The sequence below is a fragment of the Streptomyces tibetensis genome (assembly GCF_040647715.1).
Lineage (GTDB): Bacteria > Actinomycetota > Actinomycetes > Streptomycetales > Streptomycetaceae > Streptomyces > Streptomyces tibetensis_A.
In genome coordinates, this window is record NZ_JBEZCR010000005.1 from 1 (window position 1) to 20135 (window position 20135).

The 20135-nt window shown below is 71.5% G+C and carries 17 protein-coding genes; 6 read left to right on the forward strand and 11 right to left on the reverse strand.

Annotation, left to right across the window (positions count from 1 at the left end):
- The first annotated feature begins 294 nt into the window (after window positions 1-294).
- The gene (locus AB0B29_RS14545) at window positions 295-1905 is read left to right on the forward strand and encodes a glycosyl hydrolase (protein WP_362238730.1); all 1611 of its coding nucleotides are present in this window, start codon (window positions 295-297) and stop codon (window positions 1903-1905) included.
- A gap of 146 nt (window positions 1906-2051) precedes the next feature.
- Here AB0B29_RS14545 and AB0B29_RS14550 read toward each other — a convergent pair whose 3' ends face one another.
- On the reverse strand, window positions 2052-5081 hold the full coding sequence (locus tag AB0B29_RS14550) for an AfsR/SARP family transcriptional regulator (protein WP_362238732.1): 3030 nt from the start codon (window positions 5079-5081) through the stop codon (window positions 2052-2054).
- Between the two features lie 203 nt (window positions 5082-5284).
- Here AB0B29_RS14550 and AB0B29_RS14555 point away from each other — a divergent pair, with 203 nt between their 5' ends.
- Window positions 5285-6766 (forward strand): hypothetical protein, encoded by a 1482-nt coding sequence (locus AB0B29_RS14555; RefSeq protein ID WP_362238735.1) that lies wholly within the window; start codon window positions 5285-5287, stop codon window positions 6764-6766.
- A gap of 12 nt (window positions 6767-6778) precedes the next feature.
- On the opposite strand, the gene AB0B29_RS14560 is transcribed toward AB0B29_RS14555, so the two are convergent.
- From AB0B29_RS14560 to AB0B29_RS14600, 9 genes are all read right to left on the reverse strand, one after another.
- Entirely contained in the window at window positions 6779-6961 is a 183-nt protein-coding gene (locus tag AB0B29_RS14560; RefSeq protein ID WP_362238738.1) for a hypothetical protein, read from the reverse strand.
- Window positions 6962-7023: 62 nt separating this feature from the next.
- Entirely contained in the window at window positions 7024-7401 is a 378-nt protein-coding gene (locus tag AB0B29_RS14565) for a hypothetical protein (RefSeq protein ID WP_362238741.1), read from the reverse strand.
- A gap of 226 nt (window positions 7402-7627) precedes the next feature.
- Complete coding sequence (locus AB0B29_RS14570) at window positions 7628-9016, reverse strand: nucleobase:cation symporter-2 family protein (protein ID WP_362238744.1); 1389 nt, start codon at window positions 9014-9016, stop codon at window positions 7628-7630.
- 263 nt (window positions 9017-9279) lie between these two features.
- A complete protein-coding gene (locus AB0B29_RS14575) occupies window positions 9280-10659 on the reverse strand; it encodes an 8-oxoguanine deaminase (protein WP_362238747.1) in 1380 nt (459 codons plus the stop codon).
- A gap of 117 nt (window positions 10660-10776) precedes the next feature.
- Window positions 10777-11700: a factor-independent urate hydroxylase gene (pucL, locus tag AB0B29_RS14580; protein WP_362238750.1), complete on the reverse strand. Its 924-nt coding sequence runs from the start codon at window positions 11698-11700 to the stop codon at window positions 10777-10779.
- A 4-nt stretch (window positions 11701-11704) separates the two neighbouring features.
- Window positions 11705-12103, reverse strand: a complete 399-nt coding sequence (gene uraH / locus AB0B29_RS14585; RefSeq protein WP_362238753.1) for a hydroxyisourate hydrolase — start codon at window positions 12101-12103, stop codon at window positions 11705-11707.
- A gap of 4 nt (window positions 12104-12107) precedes the next feature.
- Window positions 12108-12620, reverse strand: a complete 513-nt coding sequence (uraD, locus tag AB0B29_RS14590; protein WP_362238755.1) for a 2-oxo-4-hydroxy-4-carboxy-5-ureidoimidazoline decarboxylase — start codon at window positions 12618-12620, stop codon at window positions 12108-12110.
- Between the two features lie 133 nt (window positions 12621-12753).
- Window positions 12754-13122 (reverse strand): helix-turn-helix domain-containing protein, encoded by a 369-nt coding sequence (locus tag AB0B29_RS14595; protein ID WP_362238758.1) that lies wholly within the window; start codon window positions 13120-13122, stop codon window positions 12754-12756.
- The gene (locus AB0B29_RS14600) at window positions 13119-13370 is read right to left on the reverse strand and encodes a thiamine-binding protein (protein ID WP_361879652.1); all 252 of its coding nucleotides are present in this window, start codon (window positions 13368-13370) and stop codon (window positions 13119-13121) included. The genes AB0B29_RS14595 and AB0B29_RS14600 overlap by 4 nt, the downstream gene beginning before the upstream one ends.
- Before the next feature lie 154 nt (window positions 13371-13524).
- On the opposite strand from AB0B29_RS14600, the gene AB0B29_RS14605 reads away from it, so the two are divergent.
- From AB0B29_RS14605 to AB0B29_RS14620, 4 genes are all read left to right on the forward strand, one after another.
- Window positions 13525-14346 carry a TIM barrel protein gene (locus AB0B29_RS14605; protein ID WP_362238761.1) on the forward strand — a complete coding sequence of 274 codons (822 nt, stop codon included), beginning with the start codon at window positions 13525-13527 and terminating at the stop codon, window positions 14344-14346.
- Window positions 14347-14371: 25 nt separating this feature from the next.
- Complete coding sequence (locus tag AB0B29_RS14610) at window positions 14372-15262, forward strand: 2-hydroxy-3-oxopropionate reductase (RefSeq protein WP_362238764.1); 891 nt, start codon at window positions 14372-14374, stop codon at window positions 15260-15262.
- Window positions 15263-15494: 232 nt separating this feature from the next.
- Window positions 15495-16952 carry a catalase gene (locus AB0B29_RS14615; protein WP_362238767.1) on the forward strand — a complete coding sequence of 486 codons (1458 nt, stop codon included), beginning with the start codon at window positions 15495-15497 and terminating at the stop codon, window positions 16950-16952.
- 308 nt (window positions 16953-17260) lie between these two features.
- Window positions 17261-17497: a hypothetical protein gene (locus AB0B29_RS14620; protein ID WP_362238770.1), complete on the forward strand. Its 237-nt coding sequence runs from the start codon at window positions 17261-17263 to the stop codon at window positions 17495-17497.
- Between the two features lie 759 nt (window positions 17498-18256).
- On the opposite strand, the gene gcl is transcribed toward AB0B29_RS14620, so the two are convergent.
- Entirely contained in the window at window positions 18257-20041 is a 1785-nt protein-coding gene (gene gcl / locus AB0B29_RS14625) for a glyoxylate carboligase (protein WP_362238772.1), read from the reverse strand.
- Window positions 20042-20135 lie beyond the last annotated feature (94 nt).

A 20135-nucleotide genomic window follows, 5' to 3' on the forward strand; every position in this document is an offset into this window, starting at 1 on the left:
TGTGGGGGGCGCCTGGGTGTGCTCTTCCTAGGTGTGCACGCCGGCCCGGTGCACGCCGGCCCGGTGCACGCCGGCCCGGTGCACGCCGGCCCGGTGCAAGCGGCCGCCTCCCCCGGGAGGCGGCCGTCGTGCCGTCGCGGCGGTCCGGACAGCTGAACCGCCGCCCCCGGCCCACCCGTTGTCGCCTCCTGTCCGGGGAGCGCTTGTCTCCCCCGCCCTCAGACCCACCCCTACCCCATCCCCCAGAAGAGAGGACGGACATGACGTACGTCGCCCCGGCGGGAGGCGAGGTCCATGCGTAGACCGCTCCTGCGCCGCCGCGCCGCGTTCCTGCTCGCGCTGCTCCTGGTCGTGGCCGGCGTCACCGGCACCGCGCTGCTGATCCAGGACCAGCGTCCGGACGGCGTGAGCATCGCGGGGACACCGGCCGCCGGCGTCGGTTCCCCCGAGCACACCGTCACCTTCCGCAACACCACGGACCACCGCATCTGGATCGGAAGCACCGTCAACGCCGACGGTTCGGCCCCGCTCACCGGGCTGCCCACACTGGACCCGGGCGCGTCGGCCACGGTCACCGTCCCCGAGCACTCCGGTGCCGGGCACTGGCGCGGCAAGTTCTTCGCCCGTGAGGGCTGCACCGGCGAGGAGGGAAGCACCTTCCACTGCGCCGTCGGCGACTGCGGCCCCTACGCCGACCGGTGCTCGACCGGTGAGCAGCCCACCGGCCTGGCCGAGTTCAACTTCGACCCGAAGGACGGCGCGGCACCCTGGTACAACGTCAGTTACGTCAACGCCGTCGCGTCGCCGGTCACCATCACGCCGGACGGCGTGACGCCGCCCCGGTCGGGCGAGTGCGCGCCGGCCGGGTGCGCCACGGATCTGCTGGCCGCCTGCCCGGCGGACGACCTGGTCGAGGACGGGGCCACCGGCCGGCCCCTGGTGTGCGTCAACCCGAACCGGGATGCCAGGACGCCCTACAGTGACGCGCTCGCAGCGCGGTGCCCGACGGCGTACAGCTGGTCCAAGCACGACACCGAACAGGGCAACCAGGTCGTGTACCAGTGCCGGGAATGCACGGGCCTGACCGTCACCTTCCACGGCACCGGCGACGGCGCCGGCGCACCCGAGCCCGGCCCCGCCGTCACCGAGCGGCCGGGCAGCGGCGGCGGCACCCCGCCCGCCTCCCGCAAGGGCGTCGGCCTGAACTCCGTCGCCGGCGCCTCCGAGGCCCTGGCCGACTCCGGTTCGTCCTGGTACTACAACTGGGCCTCCTCCCCCGACGGCGTCACCGGCACCACCGGCGCCGAGTTCGTCCCGATGATCTGGGGCCCGGGCTCGGTCACCGACGCCGAACTGGGGAAGGCAGCCCGCGCGGGGAAGGCGCTCCTGGGCTTCAACGAGCCGGACCATCCGGACCAGGCCGCCATGTCACCCGAGCAGGCGCTCGACCTGTGGCCCCGGCTGGAGTCCACCGGCCTGCGGCTGGGCGCGCCCGCGGTCGCCTCCGGCGCGGACGTGCCGGGCGGCTGGCTGGACCGGTTCATGACCGGGGCTGAGCAGCGGGGCCTGCGGGTCGACTTCATCCCCCTGCACTGGTACGGCGCCGACTTCGGGCCCGGCGCGGCGGACCAGCTGCGCGGATATCTGCAGGCCGTCCACGACCGCTACAAGAAGCCGGTCTGGCTCACCGAGTACGCCCTGACCGACTTCTCCCGGGGCGCCCCGCGCTACCCGAGCGAGCAGGAGCAGAGCGACTTCGTCCGGTCCTCCACCGAGATGCTGGGCAAGCTGGACTTCGTCGAGCGGTACGCCTGGTTCGCGCTGTCGAAGGAGACCAGCCCGACGGGTCTGTACGACGGGGCGGTGCCCGGCGCGAGCGGGCGGATCTACCGCGAGGTGCGCTGAGGCACCCCTCTACCGCGACGTGCGCTGAGGCACCGCCCGGCGGTGAGGACGGCTCGCCGGTGTTGAACCGTCCTCACCCCCGCACGCGTTGTGCGGATGCCTGCCGGCGCACCGCCGGCAGGCATCACCCACGAAGGAGAGCCATGTCAGGCGGTCCGTCTCGGCAGGGCCTCCCGGGCGCGCGCGTCGGCCGGGCCGTCCGGCAGTCGGTCGAGGCGCTCCTGGACCTGCTCGGCGTCCGGATGGCCGAACTCGGCGAAGATCGCGAGGGCGTGCCGCCAGCTCGCCCGGGCCGCCTCGGGCTCCCCGCCGTCGAGGTGGACGTCGCCGAGGTGGCCCAGAGTGTGGCCCTCGCCCCACCGGTTGCCGATGTCCCGGTGGGTCTCGAGCGCCCGGCGGTAGTGGCCGACGGACTCGCCGTGGCGGCCGAGCCGGTGGTGGATCGTGCCGAGGATGTCGAGGGTGACGCCCTCGACCCAGCGGTTACCGCCCGCCCGCAGCACGACCAGCGCCCGCTGCAGACAGTCGAGGGCCTCGTCGTAGCGCCCCATCCGCTGGTAGGCGTCGCCCAGGTTGCTCAGGGCGATGCCCTCGCCCCAGACGTTGCCCGCGATGCGGTCGAGGGCCAGCCCACGGCGGGCGTACTCGACGGCTTCACGGAGCCGGCCCGCGTGCAGGTAGGCGTCGCCCAGATTGGCGATCACCGAGGCCCTGGCCACCCTGTCCCCGAGCTCCCGGCTCAGCTCGAGCGCCTGGTGGAGGTGCTCGACGGCCTCGTCGAACCGGCCGGCGTTGCGCAGCGCGGCGGCCGAGTCGGACAGGCCCTGGGCCACACCCTCCCGGTCCCCGGCGCCGCGGGCGGCGGCCAGACCCGTCCGAGCGGTGTCCAGCCAGTCGTGCACGTGACTGCGGAGGTAGAAGAAGCCCCACAGGACGGCGGGCAGTCGCCACGCGGTGCCGGTGTACCCCGCTTGGGCGGCCTGGTGCACGGCGGCGATCAGGTTGGGCCGTTCGGTCTCGCACCACTCCAGTGCCCGTTCGTGCGTGGTGAACTCCAACGGGCGGCAGTCCTCCGGCCGTGGCTCCAGCGGGATGCGACGGCGGTTGGGGGTGATGTGCGGGTAGGCCGCGTCGGCTGTGTGCAGATACCAGGTCAGCAACCGGTGGAGCGCCAGATCCCGCTCCTGCGGGGCCTCCTCCACACCCACGCGTTCGGCGGCGTACACACGGAGCAGGTCGTGCAGGGTGTAGCGACCCGGGAAGTGCTCGGTGAGCAGGTGGGCACGGGTCAGTTCGGCGAGGAGCCCGCGCGCCTCACGCGGGGCGAGTCCGGCGAGGGCGGCCGCCGCCGGCGCGGAGATGTCGGGCCCCGCGTGCAGGCCCAGGAGCCGGAACAGACGCGCGGCCGGAGCGGACAGCGCCTTGTAGGACCAGGAGAAGACGGCCCGTACGTCGGTGGTGATGTCGTCGCCCCCGGTGAAGGCGTCCAGGCTGCCGTGGCTTTCGCTCACCTCGTCGGCGATGGCGCTGAGCGGGAAGGCGGGGTGGGCGCAGGCGTGCGCGGCGACGATGGCCAGCGCCAGCGGCAGGCGGCCGCACCGCGCGACGATCTCGTTCGCGGCCCGGGGTTCCGCGGCCAGCCGGTCCGCGCCGAGGCGCCGGGCCAGCAGGTCGTGCGCCTCGGCCGGAGAGAGCTGGTCCAGCGTCAGGGGGTGTGCCCCCTCGCCGGCGACCAGGCCCGTGAGCCGGTTGCGGCTGGTGACGATGACCAGGCAGCCCGGGGAGCCGGGCAGCAGCGGGCGCACCTGTTCGGTGTCGCGGGCGTTGTCGAGCAGGATCAGCACCCTGCGGCGGGCCAGCAGGCTGCGGTACAGCGCCACCTGGGCGTCGAGGCCGGCGGGTATGCGCATCGGCGGTACGCCGAGCGCGTCGAGGAAGCCGCGTACCGCTTCGTCCGGTGTCAGCGCGGAGCCGGTCGGGTCGAAGCCGCGCAGATTGACGTAGAGCTGACCGCCGGGGAACCGGTCGGCGACGCGGTGGGCCCAGTGCACGGCCAGGGTCGACTTGCCGATCCCGCCCATGCCGCCGATCGCGCTGATGACCACGGTCGACGGGGGGCTGCCGTCGTGGGGCAGCAGGTTGCCGATCAGGTCGAGTTCGGGGTCGCGCCCGGCGAACGTCGGCAGGTCCGCCGGCAGTTGGGCGGGGCGGGCCGGCTGGAACGCCGGGCCGTACGCGTCGGCGGCGCCGAAGCGGGCCGCGCCGTCCGGCGCCCCTTCCGCCGTCGCGCCGTCGGCCGTCGTCCCGTCCTGCGGTGCGGCGCCGGACGGTGCCGCCGCCCATACGGACGGTCCGGCCTGCCCGGGCGCCGCCGGAGCCGGATGCCGGGCCGGGTGCGGCATCAGGGCCGGGTCGGCGGCCAGGATGCGGTCGTGCAGGTCCCGGAGCGACAGCCCGGGTTCGACGCCCAGTTCCGCCACCAGGGCGGCGCGTGTCCCGCGGTACGCGGCCAGCGCCTCGGCCTGCCGTCCCGACCGGTACAGGGCGAGCATGAGCAGGCGGGACAGCTCCTCCCGCAGGGGGTGTCGGGCGGTGAGTGGGAACAGCTCGGCGATCACCTCGTGATGGCGTCCGAGCTCGATGTCGGCGTCCAGCCGGGCCTCCAGCGCGGCCAGCCACTCCTCGTCCAGCCAGGAGCGCGCTGTCTCGGGGAGCGGGCCCGGGAGGCCGGTCAGTGCGGCGCCCTTCCAGCCGTCGAGTGCGGCGTGCAGCAGCTCCGCGGCGCCGGACACGTCGCCCGCGGCGCGCGCCTTCTTCGCCTGCGCGACCCGGGACTGGAACACGGCGAGGTCCAGGCCGTCGTCCGGAACGCGCAGCAGGTATCCGTCACCGACGGAGACGAGCACCCGGGGCTGCCCGTCCGGGCCTCGGTCGGGTTCCAGCACCTTGCGCAGGCGCGACACATAGGTCCGCAGTACGGACACGGCGGCAGCGGGCGGCTCCTCTCCCCAGACGGCGTCGATGAGTTCGCCGAGCGGAAGGGGGCGCCCGCGTCGTAAGAGGAGCGCTGCCAGCACCACTCTCTGCTGCGGCGATCCGATGTCGAGTTCCCGCTCCCCGCGCCACGCCCGGACCGGTCCCAGCACAGCGAAACGGAAGGTATTCACGTAGTCCACGTTCGGACTCTAGTGCGCACCCGCTCCGGCCCGCGCATCTCAACGGAACATGCCGTTCCGTCACTTGTCACCGCTGACGTGCCGCTTCTCCCCCTTTTCACCGGCGAGTTGAACCGCGGACGGCCGGTGTCCGTTGCGTACGCGGGCACCGCCGACACAGCCCCGGCCGGGCTACCGGCCGGGAACAGCAGAGAGGAACGCCGATGAGCCCGGGCCAAGAGGAAGCGGACGAGCAGGTCTCCGTGGGCGAACACACCGCGCGGCGGGACAAGTCCGAGCCGTCCCCGCACTTCACGGTGGTCATCTCCGGCGACGGATCGGCCGCCGTCGACGGTGCACCGGTGCCGGTCGCGGAGGGAACGACGGTCGACGCCGCGATCCTCGACCTCCTGCACCGACACGCGCGCGACCGGGACACCGCCGTCTCGGCGGCGATCTCCGACCCCGGCGCCGGGTATGTGGCGCACGTCGAGGTCTTCCCGGACGGCTCCAGCGCGCTGCGGCAGCAGGAGGAGGAGGCGGATCCGGTATCGCCCTTCGTCCACGAGGCCGATGCTTTCGCAGGGGAGGACCGGGACGATCCCGATCCTGACGAATTCGACGAGGCGGCCTACACGCTGCCCGAGCCCGAAGGACCCCCGGCCCCCAGCCCCGGCCCGCATCCCGAGGGGACGCAGGCCACCCGCCCAGGACCACAGCGCGACGGGTCCCCGCCCACCCGCCCCGATTCACAACCCGCGCCCGCCCTGCCCGCTCGCCGGCCCGGGTCCCGTCAGTCGGACGACGAGTTCGACGGGCCCGGCCTGCTCGGCAGGCCCCTGGTGGTCGGGCCGGTGGCGCTCGGTGTGGCCGCGCTGGTCATCGTGCCGCTGGTGATCCTGGGGAGCGGAGGTTCCGGCGACGGCGGAAACCGGGAGGAGACCGCCGCGCGTGCGGGCGGCTCGTCGGCCTCGGCCTCACCGGCCCTGTCACCGTCCTCGCTGCCGATCCCGCCTCCGTCCGCCTCCCCCTCGGCCGAGGACAAGGACAAGGACACAGGCAAGGGCAAGGGCAAGGGCAAGGGCAAAGGGAAGGAGGGGAGCGGCAAGAAGCCCGAACCGAAGGACACCTCGGGGACGGACGGCGCGGGCAGGGTCACGGTCACCGTCACGGCCAGGCCCCCGGCGGCCACCACCACCGTCACCGCCGAGCCCCCGCAGGACACCGCGGCCAGTGCCGTGAAGCGGCTCGCCGCGAGCGACCCCTCCGGGCGGCACATCTGCTACCGCGCGTACGTCTCCGGGCAGGGCTGGCAGAAGCCGGTGTGCGACGGCACGATGGCCGGCACCTCGGGCCGGAACCGGCCTGTCAAGGCCCTCAACATCGCGGTGCACGGCGTCGGCGGATCCGCCGCCAACGCCTTCCGGCACACGTCGAAGCCGGTCGACGGCCGGGGCGAGTGGCAGCCCAGTTGGACGGCCGTCACCGGCGACGGCCGCAACTTCACCATCGGCAGCGCGAAGCGGAACGCGCCGAACATGCTGGGCTTCGCGATGAACGTCGGCACCGGCGAGATCTGCAACACCGTCCGCCTGCGCGGCCACGACTGGGGCGGACGGGTATGCAGCAAGCCCCGCCCCGACTTCACCTTCGGCGGCACCCTGGACAACGACGTCTGGCTGGAGGCGGTGAAGCTCACCGTGTGACCGCGCGGCCGGTCAGGTCGCCGCACGGCGCCAGATCGTCATGTCCATCGTGAGGGCGGCCAGTTCCGGCAGCGCGGTCGACTTCGTCTGGACCGTGAGCAGAGCGATGTCCCCGGACTTGTGCTTGACGCAGATCTGGCCTCCCACCGGCACCGAGGCCAGCGGCCAGCGGCGCCGGTCGGCATGCGCCAGCAATCGTACCGGTGCCGCCCGCATCCAGCCGGGCGGCAGCACGGTGCCGGCTGCGAACGAGCCGCTCAGCAGCCCCTGGTGATCGGAGTAGCCACGCCCATGATCACCTTCCCCACGTCAGGGGCGGGGTGCTCCCACACGATCCAACCGTGGGCGCCCACGCAGTAGTTCGCCGTGCCCGTCACACCGACAGGGCCAGCCTGGTAGGAGTAGTTTCCCTCGTCGATGTCACCAGGGGTGGTGTTGCGGCACATCTGTCCTTCGCCGGATCTCTGTGCGCATCTGTAGATGCCGACATAGGTGTTGGCTGCAACGCCGTACGAGGGTCCGCGGTGATAGAAGCAGGCACTGTTGGTGCCGCCGTTGCTGCTGTTGTAATAGATGGTCAGCTCGCCGATGACAGTGCTGCTGCCCGGTAATTTGATGGCCTGACTGTGGGTCACGGTGCCCGAGCACGAGGTGGCGGCCTGCGCGGGGCAGAAGCGAAGAGGTTGGCGCTCATGAGGGCGGCCAGGCTGGCGAGTACGACCAGGGCACGACGGGGGAAGTACATGGGTCCCTTCCGGAAGAACGATCAACGAGGGCAAGCGCGATCACGATAGCGCTCGCACTCTGACGAGCCATCAACTGTGATCATGTTCGTGCGGAAGTCGAACCGGAGCCCCGATGTCAGGACGCGGCCGGTGCCTTCGGCGCGCTCGTGAGTTCCTCGCCCGCCTCCATCGGGTGGGTCACGTCATGGGCGTCGCGGGCGCTCCGTCCCAGGTGGTTGAAGACCATGTTGAGCAGTACGGCCGCCACACAGCCCGTGGAGATGCCGGAGTCCAGGACGATGCGGGCCGTCTCCGGGAAGGCGTGGTAGAACTCCGGGGCCGTGATCGGGATGATGCCGACGGCCAGGGAGACGGCCACGATGAGGACGTTGTTGTCCTTGTCCAGGGCGGCCCGGACCAGGGTCTGGATGCCGCTGGCGGCGACCGAGCCGAACAGGACCACGCCCGCCCCGCCGAGCACCGGGCGCGGTACGACGGCGATCAGCGAGGCCGCCATCGGGCACAGGCCCATCAGCACCAGGAAGCCTCCGCCCGCTGCGACGACGTAGCGGCTGCGGATCTTCGTCATGGCGACCAGGCCGATGTTCTGCGCGAAGGCGCTGCACATGAAGCCGTTGAAGAGAGGGCTGATCGCCGAGCCGAGGGTGTCGGCGCGCAGGCCGGCCGCGATGGTCCGCTCGTCGGCCGGGCGCTCGACGATCTCGCCCAGGGCCAGCATGTCGGCGGTCGATTCGGTCATCGACACCACCATCACCACGCACATCGAGATGATCGCGGCGAGCTGGAACTGCGGGGCGCCGAAGTGGAACGGGGTCGGGAAGCCGATGACGTCCGCGTCCGCGACGGGGGCGAAGTCCGTGGCGCCGAAGGGGATCGCGATCAGCGTGCCGATCACCAGCCCGAGCAGCACGGCGATCTGCTTGACGAAGCCCGTGGTGAAGCGCCGCAGCAGCAGGACGATCAGCAGGGTGACGGCCGCGAGGCCCAGGTTGGTCGCCGAACCGTAGTCGGACGCTGTCGGGTTGGGTCCCTGCGCCCAGCCGAAGGCGACCGGGAGCAGCGATATGCCGATCAGGGTGATGACCGTGCCCGTGACCACGGGCGGGAAGAAGCGGATCGCCTTGCAGAAGACGGGGGCCGCGAGGAAGCCCAGGAGTCCGGCGACGATGACCGCGCCGAAGATGATGGGCAGGGCGTCGGACTTGTCCTGGGTGGAGGCGACGATCGCGGTCATCGGGGCGACACCGGCGAAGGTGACGCCGTTGACGAACGGCAGGCGGGCGCCGATCTTCCAGACGCCGAGGGTCTGCAGGAAGGTGGCGAGGCCCGCGGTGAACAGGCAGGCGCCGGTGAGGAAGGTCAGGTCGGTGGCGGTCAGGCCGATGGCAGCGCCGACGATCAGGGGCGGGGCGACGACGCCCGCGTACATGGCGGCCACGTGCTGCAGGCCGGTCGTCGCCATCTTGAGCGCGGGGAGTTTCTCGTCAACGGGGTGGTCGGCCACGGCGGCGTCCCTCCGGTCGGTTACACGGCTGCGCCGAGCGGCGGCCGCGGGTGTCAAGGAGGTGGTGCGAGCGGTCATGGGGGCACTTCCCCGCTCGAGCGAAGCCGAGAGCTTGGGGGAGGGACCGGACATGCAGGTGACGGGGGGGGTGGCCGTTCCGGGGCGCGCGTGGGCGCACGCCCCGGAGACAGCCGCCGTGGACCCCGCTCGGGTCCACGGCCACCGGCCGGGAGCCGTCCCTCCCGGCCGGAGTCATCGGGTGGTCAGGCCTCGGCGGCGATCTTCGCCAGCCGCCAGGCCTCGTCGCGCGTGGCGCGGGCGATGGCGTCCTCGTCGGCCGTGAGCAGCCGTCCGTCCTCGACGATCTGCCGGCCGTTCACGAAGGAGGCGGTGACCGGGGCGGCCGCGCCGAAGACCAGGGCGGTCACCGGGTCGGCGATGGAGGCGTGGGCGAGCGTGTCCAGCTTCCACAGCACGAGGTCGGCGAGCTTGCCGGGCTCCAGGGAGCCGGTCTCCGCCGCCCGGCCGAGGACCTGGGCGCCGCCGTACGTGCCGAGGCGCAGGGCCTGACGGGCGTTCAGCGCTGACTCCTTGTGGCCGCCGAGGCGGTTGATGAGGAGGGCGTTGCGCAGCTCGGTGTGGAGTTCGCCGGACTCGTTGGAGGCGGTGCCGTCGACGCCGAGGCCGACGGGGACGCCGGCCGCGAGCATGTCGGGGACACGGGCGATGCCGGCGGCGAGGCGGGCGTTGGAGGACGGGCAGTGCGCGACGCCGGTGCGGGAGCGGGCGAAGGCGGCGATGTCGGAGTCGTTCATGTGGACGCAGTGCGCCATCCACACGTCCTCGCCGAGCCAGCCGGTGGACTCGAAGTAGTCGGTCGGGCCCATGCCGAACAGTTCGTGGCAGAACTTCTCCTCCTCCACGGTCTCCGAGCCGTGGGTGTGCAGGCGGACGCCGAGACGGCGGGCCAACTGGGCGCCGTCGCGGAGCAGTTCGGTGGAGACGGAGAAGGGGGAGCAGGGCGCGACGGCGACCTGGGTCATGGCGTCGAAGGAGGAGTCGTGGTGCTGCCGCACGGTCTCCTCGGTGGCGGCCAGCGCACCGTCGAGGGTCTCCACGGCGAAGTCCGGGGGGAGGCCGCCGTCCTTCTCGCTGCGGTCCATGGAGCCGCGGGCGAGGGTGAAGCGGACGCCCATGTCGCGGGCGGCGCCGATGATCGCGCCGGAGAGGTCGCCGGCGCCCCGCGGGAAGACGTAGTGGTGGTCCATGGCGGTGGTGACGCCGCCGCGGGCCATCATGGCGAGGGAGCCCTGGGCGGCGGCGCGGACCATGGGCTCGTCGATGCGCGCCCAGGTGGGGTACAGCGCGACGAGCCAGTTGAAGAGGTTGTGGTCCGTGGCCAGACCGCGGGTGATCCACTGGTAGAAGTGGTGGTGGGTGTTGATCAGGCCGGGCGTCACGAGGTGGCCGGTGGCGTCGATACGGCGTACGACGTTCTCCAGGCCCTCGGGGGCCGCGCCCGCGCCGAGCGACTCGATGCGGTTGCCGGCGAGGACGACGTGCCCGGAGGCGTACTCGGTGTCGTGTCCGTCGACGGTCGCGATCGCGCAGTTCTCGATGACGATGCGCCGGTCTGCTGCCATGGTTCGTCCCTTTTCACGAAGTGTGCTGTTCAGAGAGGGCACGGCAGGACCCCGGGAGATTTGAGTGCCGTGGCCGGGAGAAGGGTTCCCCGGCCACGGGTGCCGAAAGAGGGAACCTCAGAGGTTGGTGAGGTCCACGGGGATCCGCGGCTCGCATCCGTCCCGCAGGATCGTCGCCTCGATCAGGCCGTAGGGGCGGTCGGCCGCGTAGTACACCTCATTGTCGTTCTTCAGCCCGAACGGCTCCAGGTCCACCAGGAAGTGGTGCTTGTTCGGGAGGGAGAAGCGGACCTCGTCGATCTCGCTGCGGTTGTTGATGATCCGCGAACCCATCTGGTACAGGGTCTGCTGGAGCGAGAGCGAGTAGGTCTCGGCGAAGGCCTGGAGCATGTGCTTCTTCACCTGCTCGTAGGACTTCTCCCAGTTCGGCATGCGCTGCTCGTCGTCGGTCCAGTTGAAGCGCCAGCGGCCGGAGACCTCGGTGGCCAGGATGCGGTCGTAGGCCTCCTTCAGGGTCGTGTACTGGTCCTTGACGTAGCCCCAGAACTCGGAGTTGGTCGAGTTCATCACGACGAGGTCCTTGAGACCGGAGACGACCTCCCACGACGAGCCGTCGTAGGTGATCTGGGTGAGCCGCGTCTCCTGGCCCTTGCGGACGAAGGAGTGCTTGACCTCGTCGGCGCCGATGAACTGCGAAGTGGCGTCGGAGGCCTCGATCCGCTCCCAGGCGTACTCCTCGATGCGGATCCGGGCGGTCTTGATCGGCTCCTGCGAGGTCACGAAGTGCCGGGCGAGGTGGATGCCGAACTGCTCGGCGGACTCGATGCCGTGCTCCTTGGCGAACGCGTACACCGTGTTCTTGGTGGTGTCGGTCGGCAGGACGTTGGCGTTCGAGCCGGAGTAGTGGACCTCGTCCATGTCGCCGCTCAGCGCGACGGAGACGTTCAGGTCCTTGATGTGGTGGGTGGCGCCGTCCCGCGTGATCTTGACGACTCGGTTCTCGGCCTTGCCGTACTGGTTCTGTCCAAGAATCGTGGGCATGTAGCTAGCTCCCTCGGTATACGGAGTAGCCGAACGGGTTGAGCAGCAGCGGTACGTGGTAGTGCTCACCGGCCTCGACGGCGAAGGTGATGGCCACCTCTGGAAAGAACGCACCGCTGTCCCGGTTCGCGGGGGCGTCCTGCTGCGCATCGGCTTGCTTCTTCGCAGATCCTTCGAAGTACGGCTCCACCGCGAAGTCGAGCCGTACGTGGGTGGTGCCCTCCGGCGGCGCCGGGAGGTCCTTGCACCGGCCGTCCGCGTCGGTCGCCGAGCCGCCGAGCGCCTGCCAGTCGGCTGTACGCCCCGAGCGGGCGGACAGGTGGACGGCGACGCCCTCGGCGGGGCGGCCGACGCTGGTGTCCAGGATGTGCGTGGACACGGAGGCGGTGGTGCTGGTGCTCATGGGGTCAGGCTTCCTCTTCGACGAGCCGGGCGAGGCGGATGCGGTTGATCTTCCCCAGTTCGGTGCGGACGATCTCCCGCTCCTGCTCCGGTGTGTTGCCGATCCGTTCCCTGACCGCGTCGCGCATCTGCTCGCCGGTCCGGCCGGTGGCGCAGATCAGGAAGACATGGCCGAACCTCTCCTGGTACGCGAGGTTCAGCTCCAGCATCTCCGCCTTGAGTGCGTCGGAGGCGCCGGCCATGCCGCGCTGCTCCCGGGCCGAGGTGGGGTCACCGGGCCGGGGGCGGCCGATGGGCGGGTGCCCGGCCATCGCCTCGTCGAGGTCGGCGGCCGTCAGGTCGGTCATGGCGGCGTCGCTCGCGGCGTACAGGTCCTCGCAGGTGGCGTAGGGGCGGGCGGCCAGCAGGCGCTTCGCCCACGCCGTGGCGGCGCACACCTCGTGGAGGGCGGCGTGGGCCGCGTGCTCCTCGAGGGTGTTGAACCGGGTCAGGCCCGGCGGCGTGGAAGGGGACGTCACGGGAGCCTCCGTGGCCGGATTCGGCCGTCGTGCTGAACGGGCGTGCCGATAGCTAACGCCCTCCCGCGACAGCACGTCAACAGTTTGTTGAAAATTCGGTGGCGCGAAACCGGACCGGTACACCCGAGGCCGGTCAGGCCCCCTTCTCGCGGTTGAGATAGTTGTAGACGGTGAAACGGCTGACGCCGAGGGCGCTCGCCACCGTCTCCACGCCGTGCCGGACGGAGAAGGCGCCGCGCGCCTCGAGTATCCGCACGACCTCCTGCTTGGCCCTGCGGTCCAGATCGGCCAGCGGCATGCCCTTGCGGCGCTCCATGGCGGCCAGGATGTGATCGAGGGAGTCGGCGAGCTGCGGCAGCCGTACGGCGACGGCGTCCCTGCCCTCCCAGGCCAGGACGACGTCGTCGGGGCCGGCCTCGTCGGGCGGGATCATCTCGCCGCCCATGGCGTCGACCAGGGGTTTCACGGCCGCGATGAACGACTCGTCCCCCGCGCCGCTCACGCCCCGCCCTCCTCGACCACGTTGACCTGGAGCGAGACGCGGGTGGCACCGGCCTCCAGGGTCTTGCGGAGCAGGGCGTCCACAGCGGTGAGCACCGCGTCGGCACCGCCCTCCGCGGTGTTGCCGAACGGGCCCACGTCGACGGCGTCCAGCTCGGCGGCCTCCACGACCTCGCGGGCCACCACCGCGTGCGCGGGCGCCTCGTCCAGGTCGAACGGCTCGGTCGTGAACTCCACTCTCAGTCGCACGCGCTCAACCTAACGCGCGGGACGGACTTTCCGGCAGCCCCTCTTGACAGCCCTCGCACCCCGCGGGCAATCTTCCGTTAAGCAGAAACAAGATTCCGCAATACGGAAGTAGAGCGGAAAGTGCAGCAGAGACAAGGAAGGGAGCGCCGCCCCGATGGGATTCGCAGACCAGCGCTTCAACGTCAACCTGTCGATCCTCTTCACGGAGCTGCCTCTCCTGGAGCGCCCCGCGGCCGCCGCGGCGGCGGGCTTCACCGCGGTCGAGCTGTGGTGGCCCTGGGTCGACTCACCCGTCCCCGAGCGCTCCGAGCTCGACGCCCTCAAGCGCGCGATCGAGGACGCCGGCGTCCGGCTCACCGGCCTGAACTTCTACGCCGGGCAGCTCCCGGGCCCGGACCGCGGAGCCCTGTCGGTCCCCGGCGAGGAGTCGGAGCGGTTCCGCGCCAACATCGACGTGGCCGCCGACTTCGCAGCCTCCGTGGGCTGCACCGCGCTCAACGCCCTGTACGGCAACCGGGTCGAGGGTGTGGACCCGGCCGAGCAGGACGCACTCGCGCTGGAGAACCTGGCCCTCGCGGCCCGCGCCGCCGACCGGATCGGCGCGATCCTGCTGATCGAGGCGCTCAACGAGCCGGAGTCACCCCGGTACCCCCTGGTGTCCGCGCCCGCCGCCGTCGAGGTCGTCGACCAGGTCAACGAGGCGACGGGGCTCGGCAACGCGCGCTTCCTCATGGACCTCTACCACCTGTCCATGAACGGCGAGGACCTGCCGGCGGTGATCGAGCGGTTCGCACCGAAGACCGGGCACGTCCAGATCGCCGACAACCCGGGCCGCGGAGCGCCCGGCACGGGCTCGCTGCCCCTCGAAGACCTTCTCGACCAGCTGCAGAAGGCGGGCTACGACGGCTGGGTCGGTCTCGAGTACAAGCCGGGCGACCGCCCGAGCGCCGAGGCCTTCGACTGGCTGTCCCGCTGACCCCGTATCCGAAAGGCACCCCATCATGAGCTCACTCCCCAAGGTCGCCTGGATCGGACTCGGCATCATGGGCTCCCCCATGTCCGAGAACCTGATCAAGGCGGGCTACCAGGTCACCGGCTACACGCTGGAGCAGGACAAGCTGGACCGCCTGGCCGCCGCCGGCGGCACGGCCGCCTCCTCGATCGCCGAGGCCGTCAAGGACGCCGACGTCGTCATCACGATGGTCCCGGCCTCCCCGCAGGTCGAGGCCATCGCCTACGGCCCCGACGGCATCCTGGAGAACGCGCGGTCCGGCGCGCTGCTGATCGACATGTCCTCGATCACCCCGCAGACCTCGGTCGATCTGGCGAAGGCGGCGAAGGACAAGGGCATCCGCGTCCTGGACGCCCCCGTGTCCGGCGGCGAGGCCGGCGCCATCGAGGCCGTGCTGTCCATCATGGTCGGCGGCGAGCAAGCCGACTTCGACGCCGCGAAGCCGCTCCTCGAAGCACTCGGCAGGACCATCGTGCTGTGCGGTCCGCACGGCTCCGGCCAGACGGTCAAGGCCGCCAACCAGCTGATCGTCGCCGTGAACATCCAGGCGTGCGCCGAGGCCGTGGTCTTCCTGGAGAAGTCCGGCGTGGACCTGAAGGCCGCCCTGGACGTCCTGGGCGGCGGACTCGCCGGCTCGACCGTGCTGACCCGCAAGAAGGACAACTTCCTCGGCCGGGACTTCAAGCCCGGCTTCCGGGTCGACCTGCACCACAAGGACATGGGCATCGTCACCGACGCCGCCCGCAACGTCGGCGCGGCCCTGCCCGTCGGCGCCGTGGTCGCCCAGCTGATCGCGAGCCTGCGTGCGCAGGGGGACGGCGGCCTGGACCACTCGGCGCTGCTGCGAGCCGTGGAGCGGCTCTCCGGCACCCAGGTCTGACCCCACCTCTCCGACCTCCTCCCGACTCCCCGTAGCCCCGTAGCCCCGGGGGGTCCCCGAACCCCGGGCGGCGCCGCCGCTGACACCTGTCCTGTCGCGCCCAGAGCGGCGGCGCCGCCCGGACCCGGCCATGCCCACCGCTTCAACAAATTGTTGACGCTCCGATCGCCCCGACCCTAGGCTCCACGAAGCGGAAACAGGTTTCCGCTGCCCTCTCGTACGGAAGGTCACGATGTCGCAGCGCGTGCTCACCACCGAGTCCGGCGCCCCCGTCGCCGACAACCAGAACTCCGCCACCGCCGGCGTCGGCGGCCCGCTCCTGCTGCAGGACCAGCATCTGCTGGAGAAGCTGGCGCGCTTCAACCGCGAGCGCATCCCGGAGCGGGTGGTGCACGCCCGCGGCTCGGGTGCCTACGGCCACTTCGAAGTGACCGACGACGTCACGGACTTCACCCACGCCGACTTCCTCGACTCGGTCGGCAAGCGCACCGAGGTGTTCGTGCGCTTCTCGACCGTGGCCGACTCGCTCGGAGGTGCGGACGCGGTGCGCGACCCTCGCGGTTTCGCGGTGAAGTTCTACACCGGGGAAGGCAATTACGACCTCGTCGGGAACAACACCCCGGTGTTCTTCATCAAGGACCCGATCAAGTTCCCCGACTTCATCCACTCGCAGAAGCGCGACCCCTTCACCGGCCGTCAGGAGCCGGACAACGTCTGGGACTTCTGGGCGCACTCCCCCGAGGCCACGCACCAGGTGACCTGGCTGATGGGCGACCGCGGCATCCCGGCCTCGTACCGGCACATGAACGGCTACGGCTCGCACACCTACCAGTGGACCAACAGCCGGGGCGAGGCCTTCTTCGTCAAGTACCACTTCAAGACCAACCAGGGCATCCGCTCCCTGAGCAGCGAGCAGGCCGCCGGGATCGCGGGCAAGGACCCGTACTCGCACCAGACGGACCTGCTCCAGGCCATCGAGCGGGGCGTGCACCCGTCCTGGACGCTGTACGTGCAGCTGATGCCGGCGGCGGAGGCGGCGGACTACCGCTTCAACCCGTTCGACCTGACCAAGGTGTGGCCGCACGCGGACCATCCGCTCCGGCGCGTGGGCCGGCTGGTGCTGGACCGCAACCCGGACAACGTCTTCGCCGAGGTCGAGCAGGCCGCGTTCTCCCCGAACAACTTCGTGCCGGGCATCGGCCCCTCGCCCGACAAGATGCTCCAGGGCCGGCTGTTCGCCTACGCGGACGCCCACCGCTACCGCCTGGGCGTCAACCACACGCTGCTGGCCGTCAACGCGCCGAAGGCCACGACCGCGCGGAACTACGGCCGCGACGGCCTCATGGCGTCCAATCCGCAGGGCCGCTACGCCAAGAACTACGAGCCGAACTCCTACGACGGCCCGGCCGAGACCGGCCGCCCCCTGTCGGCGCCGCTGGCGGTGACCGGCCACACCGGCACCCACGAGGCACCGCTCCACGCCAAGGACGACGACTTCTTCCAGGCCGGCGAGCTGTTCCGGTTGATGTCGGCCGAGGAGAAGTCCCGCCTGATCGCGAACATCGCGGGCGGCCTGTCGAAGGTCTCCCGCGACGACGTGATCGAGAAGAACCTCGCGCACTTCCACGCCGCCGACCCCGAGTACGGGCGGCGCGTGGAGGATGCGGTCCGCGCCCTGCGCGAGGACTGAGACTCCCTGACCGTGCCCGACCGCCCGGGGCGACCCGGATGAGGGGTGGTCCCCCGGGCACGGACACGGTCAGGGCGCGGACCGCGGCGGCTGCGAGCCAGTGCGGTGGTGAAGGGCCCGGACCGGCTTCTCGACCTGAGGGAAGCCGGCCCCGGAGCCCGTCGCACCCGCCGCGGTCCCAGCACCACCCACCCCTCTCCCCCGACCCCGTCCGGCGGCGCGAACGTCCTGTCGCGCCCAGCCTCGCGCCGCCGGACGGCCAAGCCCCTCAGGGTGCGGATCGGTCCGGTCGGCAGCAGCCTGAAGGCATGGCACCTCCCACCGAGCAACCGCACGTCGTGGTCCGCGCCCCCGCCCTGGACGGCTCCCGCCGGGTCACCCTGGGCGAGGAGCCGCTGGGCGTCGCCACCCACACCGACGACGTCACCGAGATCCTGCGCCTGGCCGACCTGTACGTCACCGACGTCGCCGAGAGCGACCTCGTCGAATGGCAGGGCGGCGGTCCGGACGACTGGCCGGGGCTGTCGGAACACCACGAGGCGTGAGCGCGTCTACGCCACCGGTCGTACAGCCCGTACGAAACCCTCAAAGGAACCTCTGAACCCGGCCCCGGGGGCTTCAACTGCCCCCGGGGCCGGGCACATTCTCGTCACAGGGGCCCGCCGGCACGGGGGCGGGCGGGCCCCGGCAGGGGGGTGAAGCCATGAGCGACCGCGGGGCTGCTGCGCTGTCCCCTGCTCGGGCCGACCCGCGCCGCCCGCCGCCACGTCCGCGGCCTGCGACAGGACCACCCCCTGCCGGCGAGCAGGCACGGACTGACCGACGGTGAACGGCTGCTGCTGGTCGCCCTGCACGGCGAGGCGGCCCTGCGGCTGTGGTGCCGCGCTTCGCCCTGCGGGCGGGTCTGGTCCGCCGGGCCGAGGTGGGCGGCAAGAGCCTCCTCAAGGACTCACCGCGCGGCAGGAACGGCGGCGGGGGCTACCACCACTGCGGTGCCGGCGGGGGCGGATGCGCAGGCGGGGGCGGCTGACCCGGTGCGTGCATGAGCGGCCACGCGCCGGAAGGCGGCCCCGACGTGCGAGAGCGGCCACGTGCGGGAAGGCGGCCCGGACATGCCCGAGCGGCGCGTGCGTGAGCGGCCATGCGCGAGCACGCGACGCGGCACGGACACGCCTTGGGGGCGGCACGTCCCCCACGGACGGGCCGCCCCACGGACGGCGCGTCCCCCATGGAAGGGCCGCCCCACGGACGCGCAGGGGCGGCCCGTCCCCCCATGAACGGGCCGCCCCCCTGCTCTCCCGGCGTCAGACCTTCAGCGTCCTGATCGAGGTCGGCGCGTGGCCCGGCTCCGTGGCGATCTCCTCGAACTCCACGACGTTGCCGATGTCGTTGGTCGTCGACATGGAGATGTTCGTGACGCGCTCCAGGATCGCCTCGACGACGACCGGGACCCGGTGCTCCGCGGCCAGCTTCTTGGCCTGCTCGAAGGCGTCGCCCAGCTCGGCGGGGTCGGTGACGCGGATCGCCTTGCAGCCGAGGCCCTCGGCGACCTTGACGTGGTCGACGCCGTAGACGCCGAGCTCCGGGGAGTTGAGGTTCTCGAACTCCAGGTTGACCTGGAAGTCGATCTCGAACGCCCGCTGCGCCTGCCGGATCAGGCCCAGGTAGGAGTTGTTCACCAGGACGTGGACGTACGGGATGCGGTGCTGCGCGCCGACGGCCAGTTCCTCCAGCATGAACTGGAAGTCGTAGTCGCCGGAGAGCGCGACGACGGGCGCCTCCGGGTCGGCCTTGGCCACGCCCAGGGCGGCCGGGATGGTCCAGCCGAGCGGGCCCGCCTGGCCGCAGTTGATCCAGTGGCGGGGCCGGTAGACGTGCAGCATCTGCGCACCGGCGATCTGCGAGAGGCCGATGGTGGAGACGTACCGGGTCTCCGGGCCGAAGGCCTTGTTCATCTCCTCGTAGACGCGCTGCGGCTTGATCGGGATGTCGTCGAAGTGCGTACGGCGCTGGAGGGTCGCCTTGCGCTCCTGCGCGGCCTCGGCCCACGCGGAGCGGTCGGGGAGCGTGCCGGCGGCCTTCAGCTCGCGGGCGACCTCGACGAACAGCCGCAGGGCGGCCTTGGCGTCGGAGGCGATGCCGTAGTCCGGGGCGAAGATCCTGCCGAGCTGGGTGGGCTCGATGTCGACGTGGACGAACTTTCGCCCGGCCGTGTAGACGTCGAGCTTGCCGGTGTGGCGGTTGGCCCAGCGGTTGCCGATGCCGAGGACGAAGTCGGACTCCAGGAAGGTCGCGTTGCCGTAGCGGTGCGAGGTCTGCAGGCCGACCATGCCGGCGTTCAGCTCGTGGTCGTCGGGCAGGATCCCCCACCCCATCAAGGTCGGGACGACCGGCGTTCCGGTCAACTCGGCGAACTCCACCAGGAGTTCGGCGGCGTCGGCGTTGATGACGCCGCCGCCCGCGACGATCAGCGGCCGCTCCGACGCGTTCAGCATCCCGATCGCCTTCTCGATCTGGGCGCGGGACGCGGCGGGCTTGTAGACCGGGAGCGGCTCGTAGGTCTCCGGGTCGAACTCGATCTCCGTCGATTGCACGTCGATCGGCAGGTCGATGAGGACCGGGCCGGGGCGGCCGGAGCGCATCAGGTGGAAGGCCTGCTGGAAGACGCCGGGAACCTGCGCGGCCTCCAGCACGGTGACGGCCATCTTGGTGACCGGCTTGGCGATGGAGGCGATGTCGACGGCCTGGAAGTCCTCCTTGTGGATCACGGCGGTCGGGGCCTGGCCCGTGATGCACAGGATCGGGATGGAGTCGCCGGTCGCGGAGTACAGCCCCGTGATCATGTCGGTGCCGGCCGGGCCCGACGTGCCGATGCAGACGCCGATGTTGCCGGGGTGGGTGCGGGTGTAGCCCTCGGCCATGTGCGAGGCGCCCTCGACGTGCCGGGCGAGGGTGTGGGCGATGCCGCCCGAGGCTTTGAGCGCCGCGTAGAACGGGTTGATCGCCGCGCCGGGGACACCGAACGCGTCGGCGACGCCCTCGCGCTTGAGGATCTCAACTGCCGCGCGGGCAGCGGTCATTCGAGCCATCGAGTACTCCTGCTTCGGCTGTCGGATTCGCACTCCCGTCGCGCCCCGCGGTGAGCTCTTCCGTATTGCGGAAATTGTTTTCTACGATCTGGAA

Excerpts from the sequence above, each read along its gene's own strand:
- AB0B29_RS14545 (WP_362238730.1), top strand. The coding sequence starts at position 295 with ATGCGTAGACCGCTCCTGCGCCGCCGCGCCGCGTTCCTGCTCGCGCTG.
- AB0B29_RS14555 (WP_362238735.1), top strand. The coding sequence starts at position 5,285 with ATGAGCCCGGGCCAAGAGGAAGCGGACGAGCAGGTCTCCGTGGGCGAA.
- AB0B29_RS14575 (WP_362238747.1), bottom strand. The coding sequence starts at position 10,659 with ATGGCAGCAGACCGGCGCATCGTCATCGAGAACTGCGCGATCGCGACC.
- pucL (WP_362238750.1), bottom strand. The coding sequence starts at position 11,700 with ATGCCCACGATTCTTGGACAGAACCAGTACGGCAAGGCCGAGAACCGA.
- uraH (WP_362238753.1), bottom strand. The coding sequence starts at position 12,103 with ATGAGCACCAGCACCACCGCCTCCGTGTCCACGCACATCCTGGACACC.
- AB0B29_RS14605 (WP_362238761.1), top strand. The coding sequence starts at position 13,525 with ATGGGATTCGCAGACCAGCGCTTCAACGTCAACCTGTCGATCCTCTTC.
- AB0B29_RS14610 (WP_362238764.1), top strand. The coding sequence starts at position 14,372 with ATGAGCTCACTCCCCAAGGTCGCCTGGATCGGACTCGGCATCATGGGC.
- AB0B29_RS14615 (WP_362238767.1), top strand. The coding sequence starts at position 15,495 with ATGTCGCAGCGCGTGCTCACCACCGAGTCCGGCGCCCCCGTCGCCGAC.
- AB0B29_RS14620 (WP_362238770.1), top strand. The coding sequence starts at position 17,261 with ATGGCACCTCCCACCGAGCAACCGCACGTCGTGGTCCGCGCCCCCGCC.
- gcl (WP_362238772.1), bottom strand. The coding sequence starts at position 20,041 with ATGGCTCGAATGACCGCTGCCCGCGCGGCAGTTGAGATCCTCAAGCGC.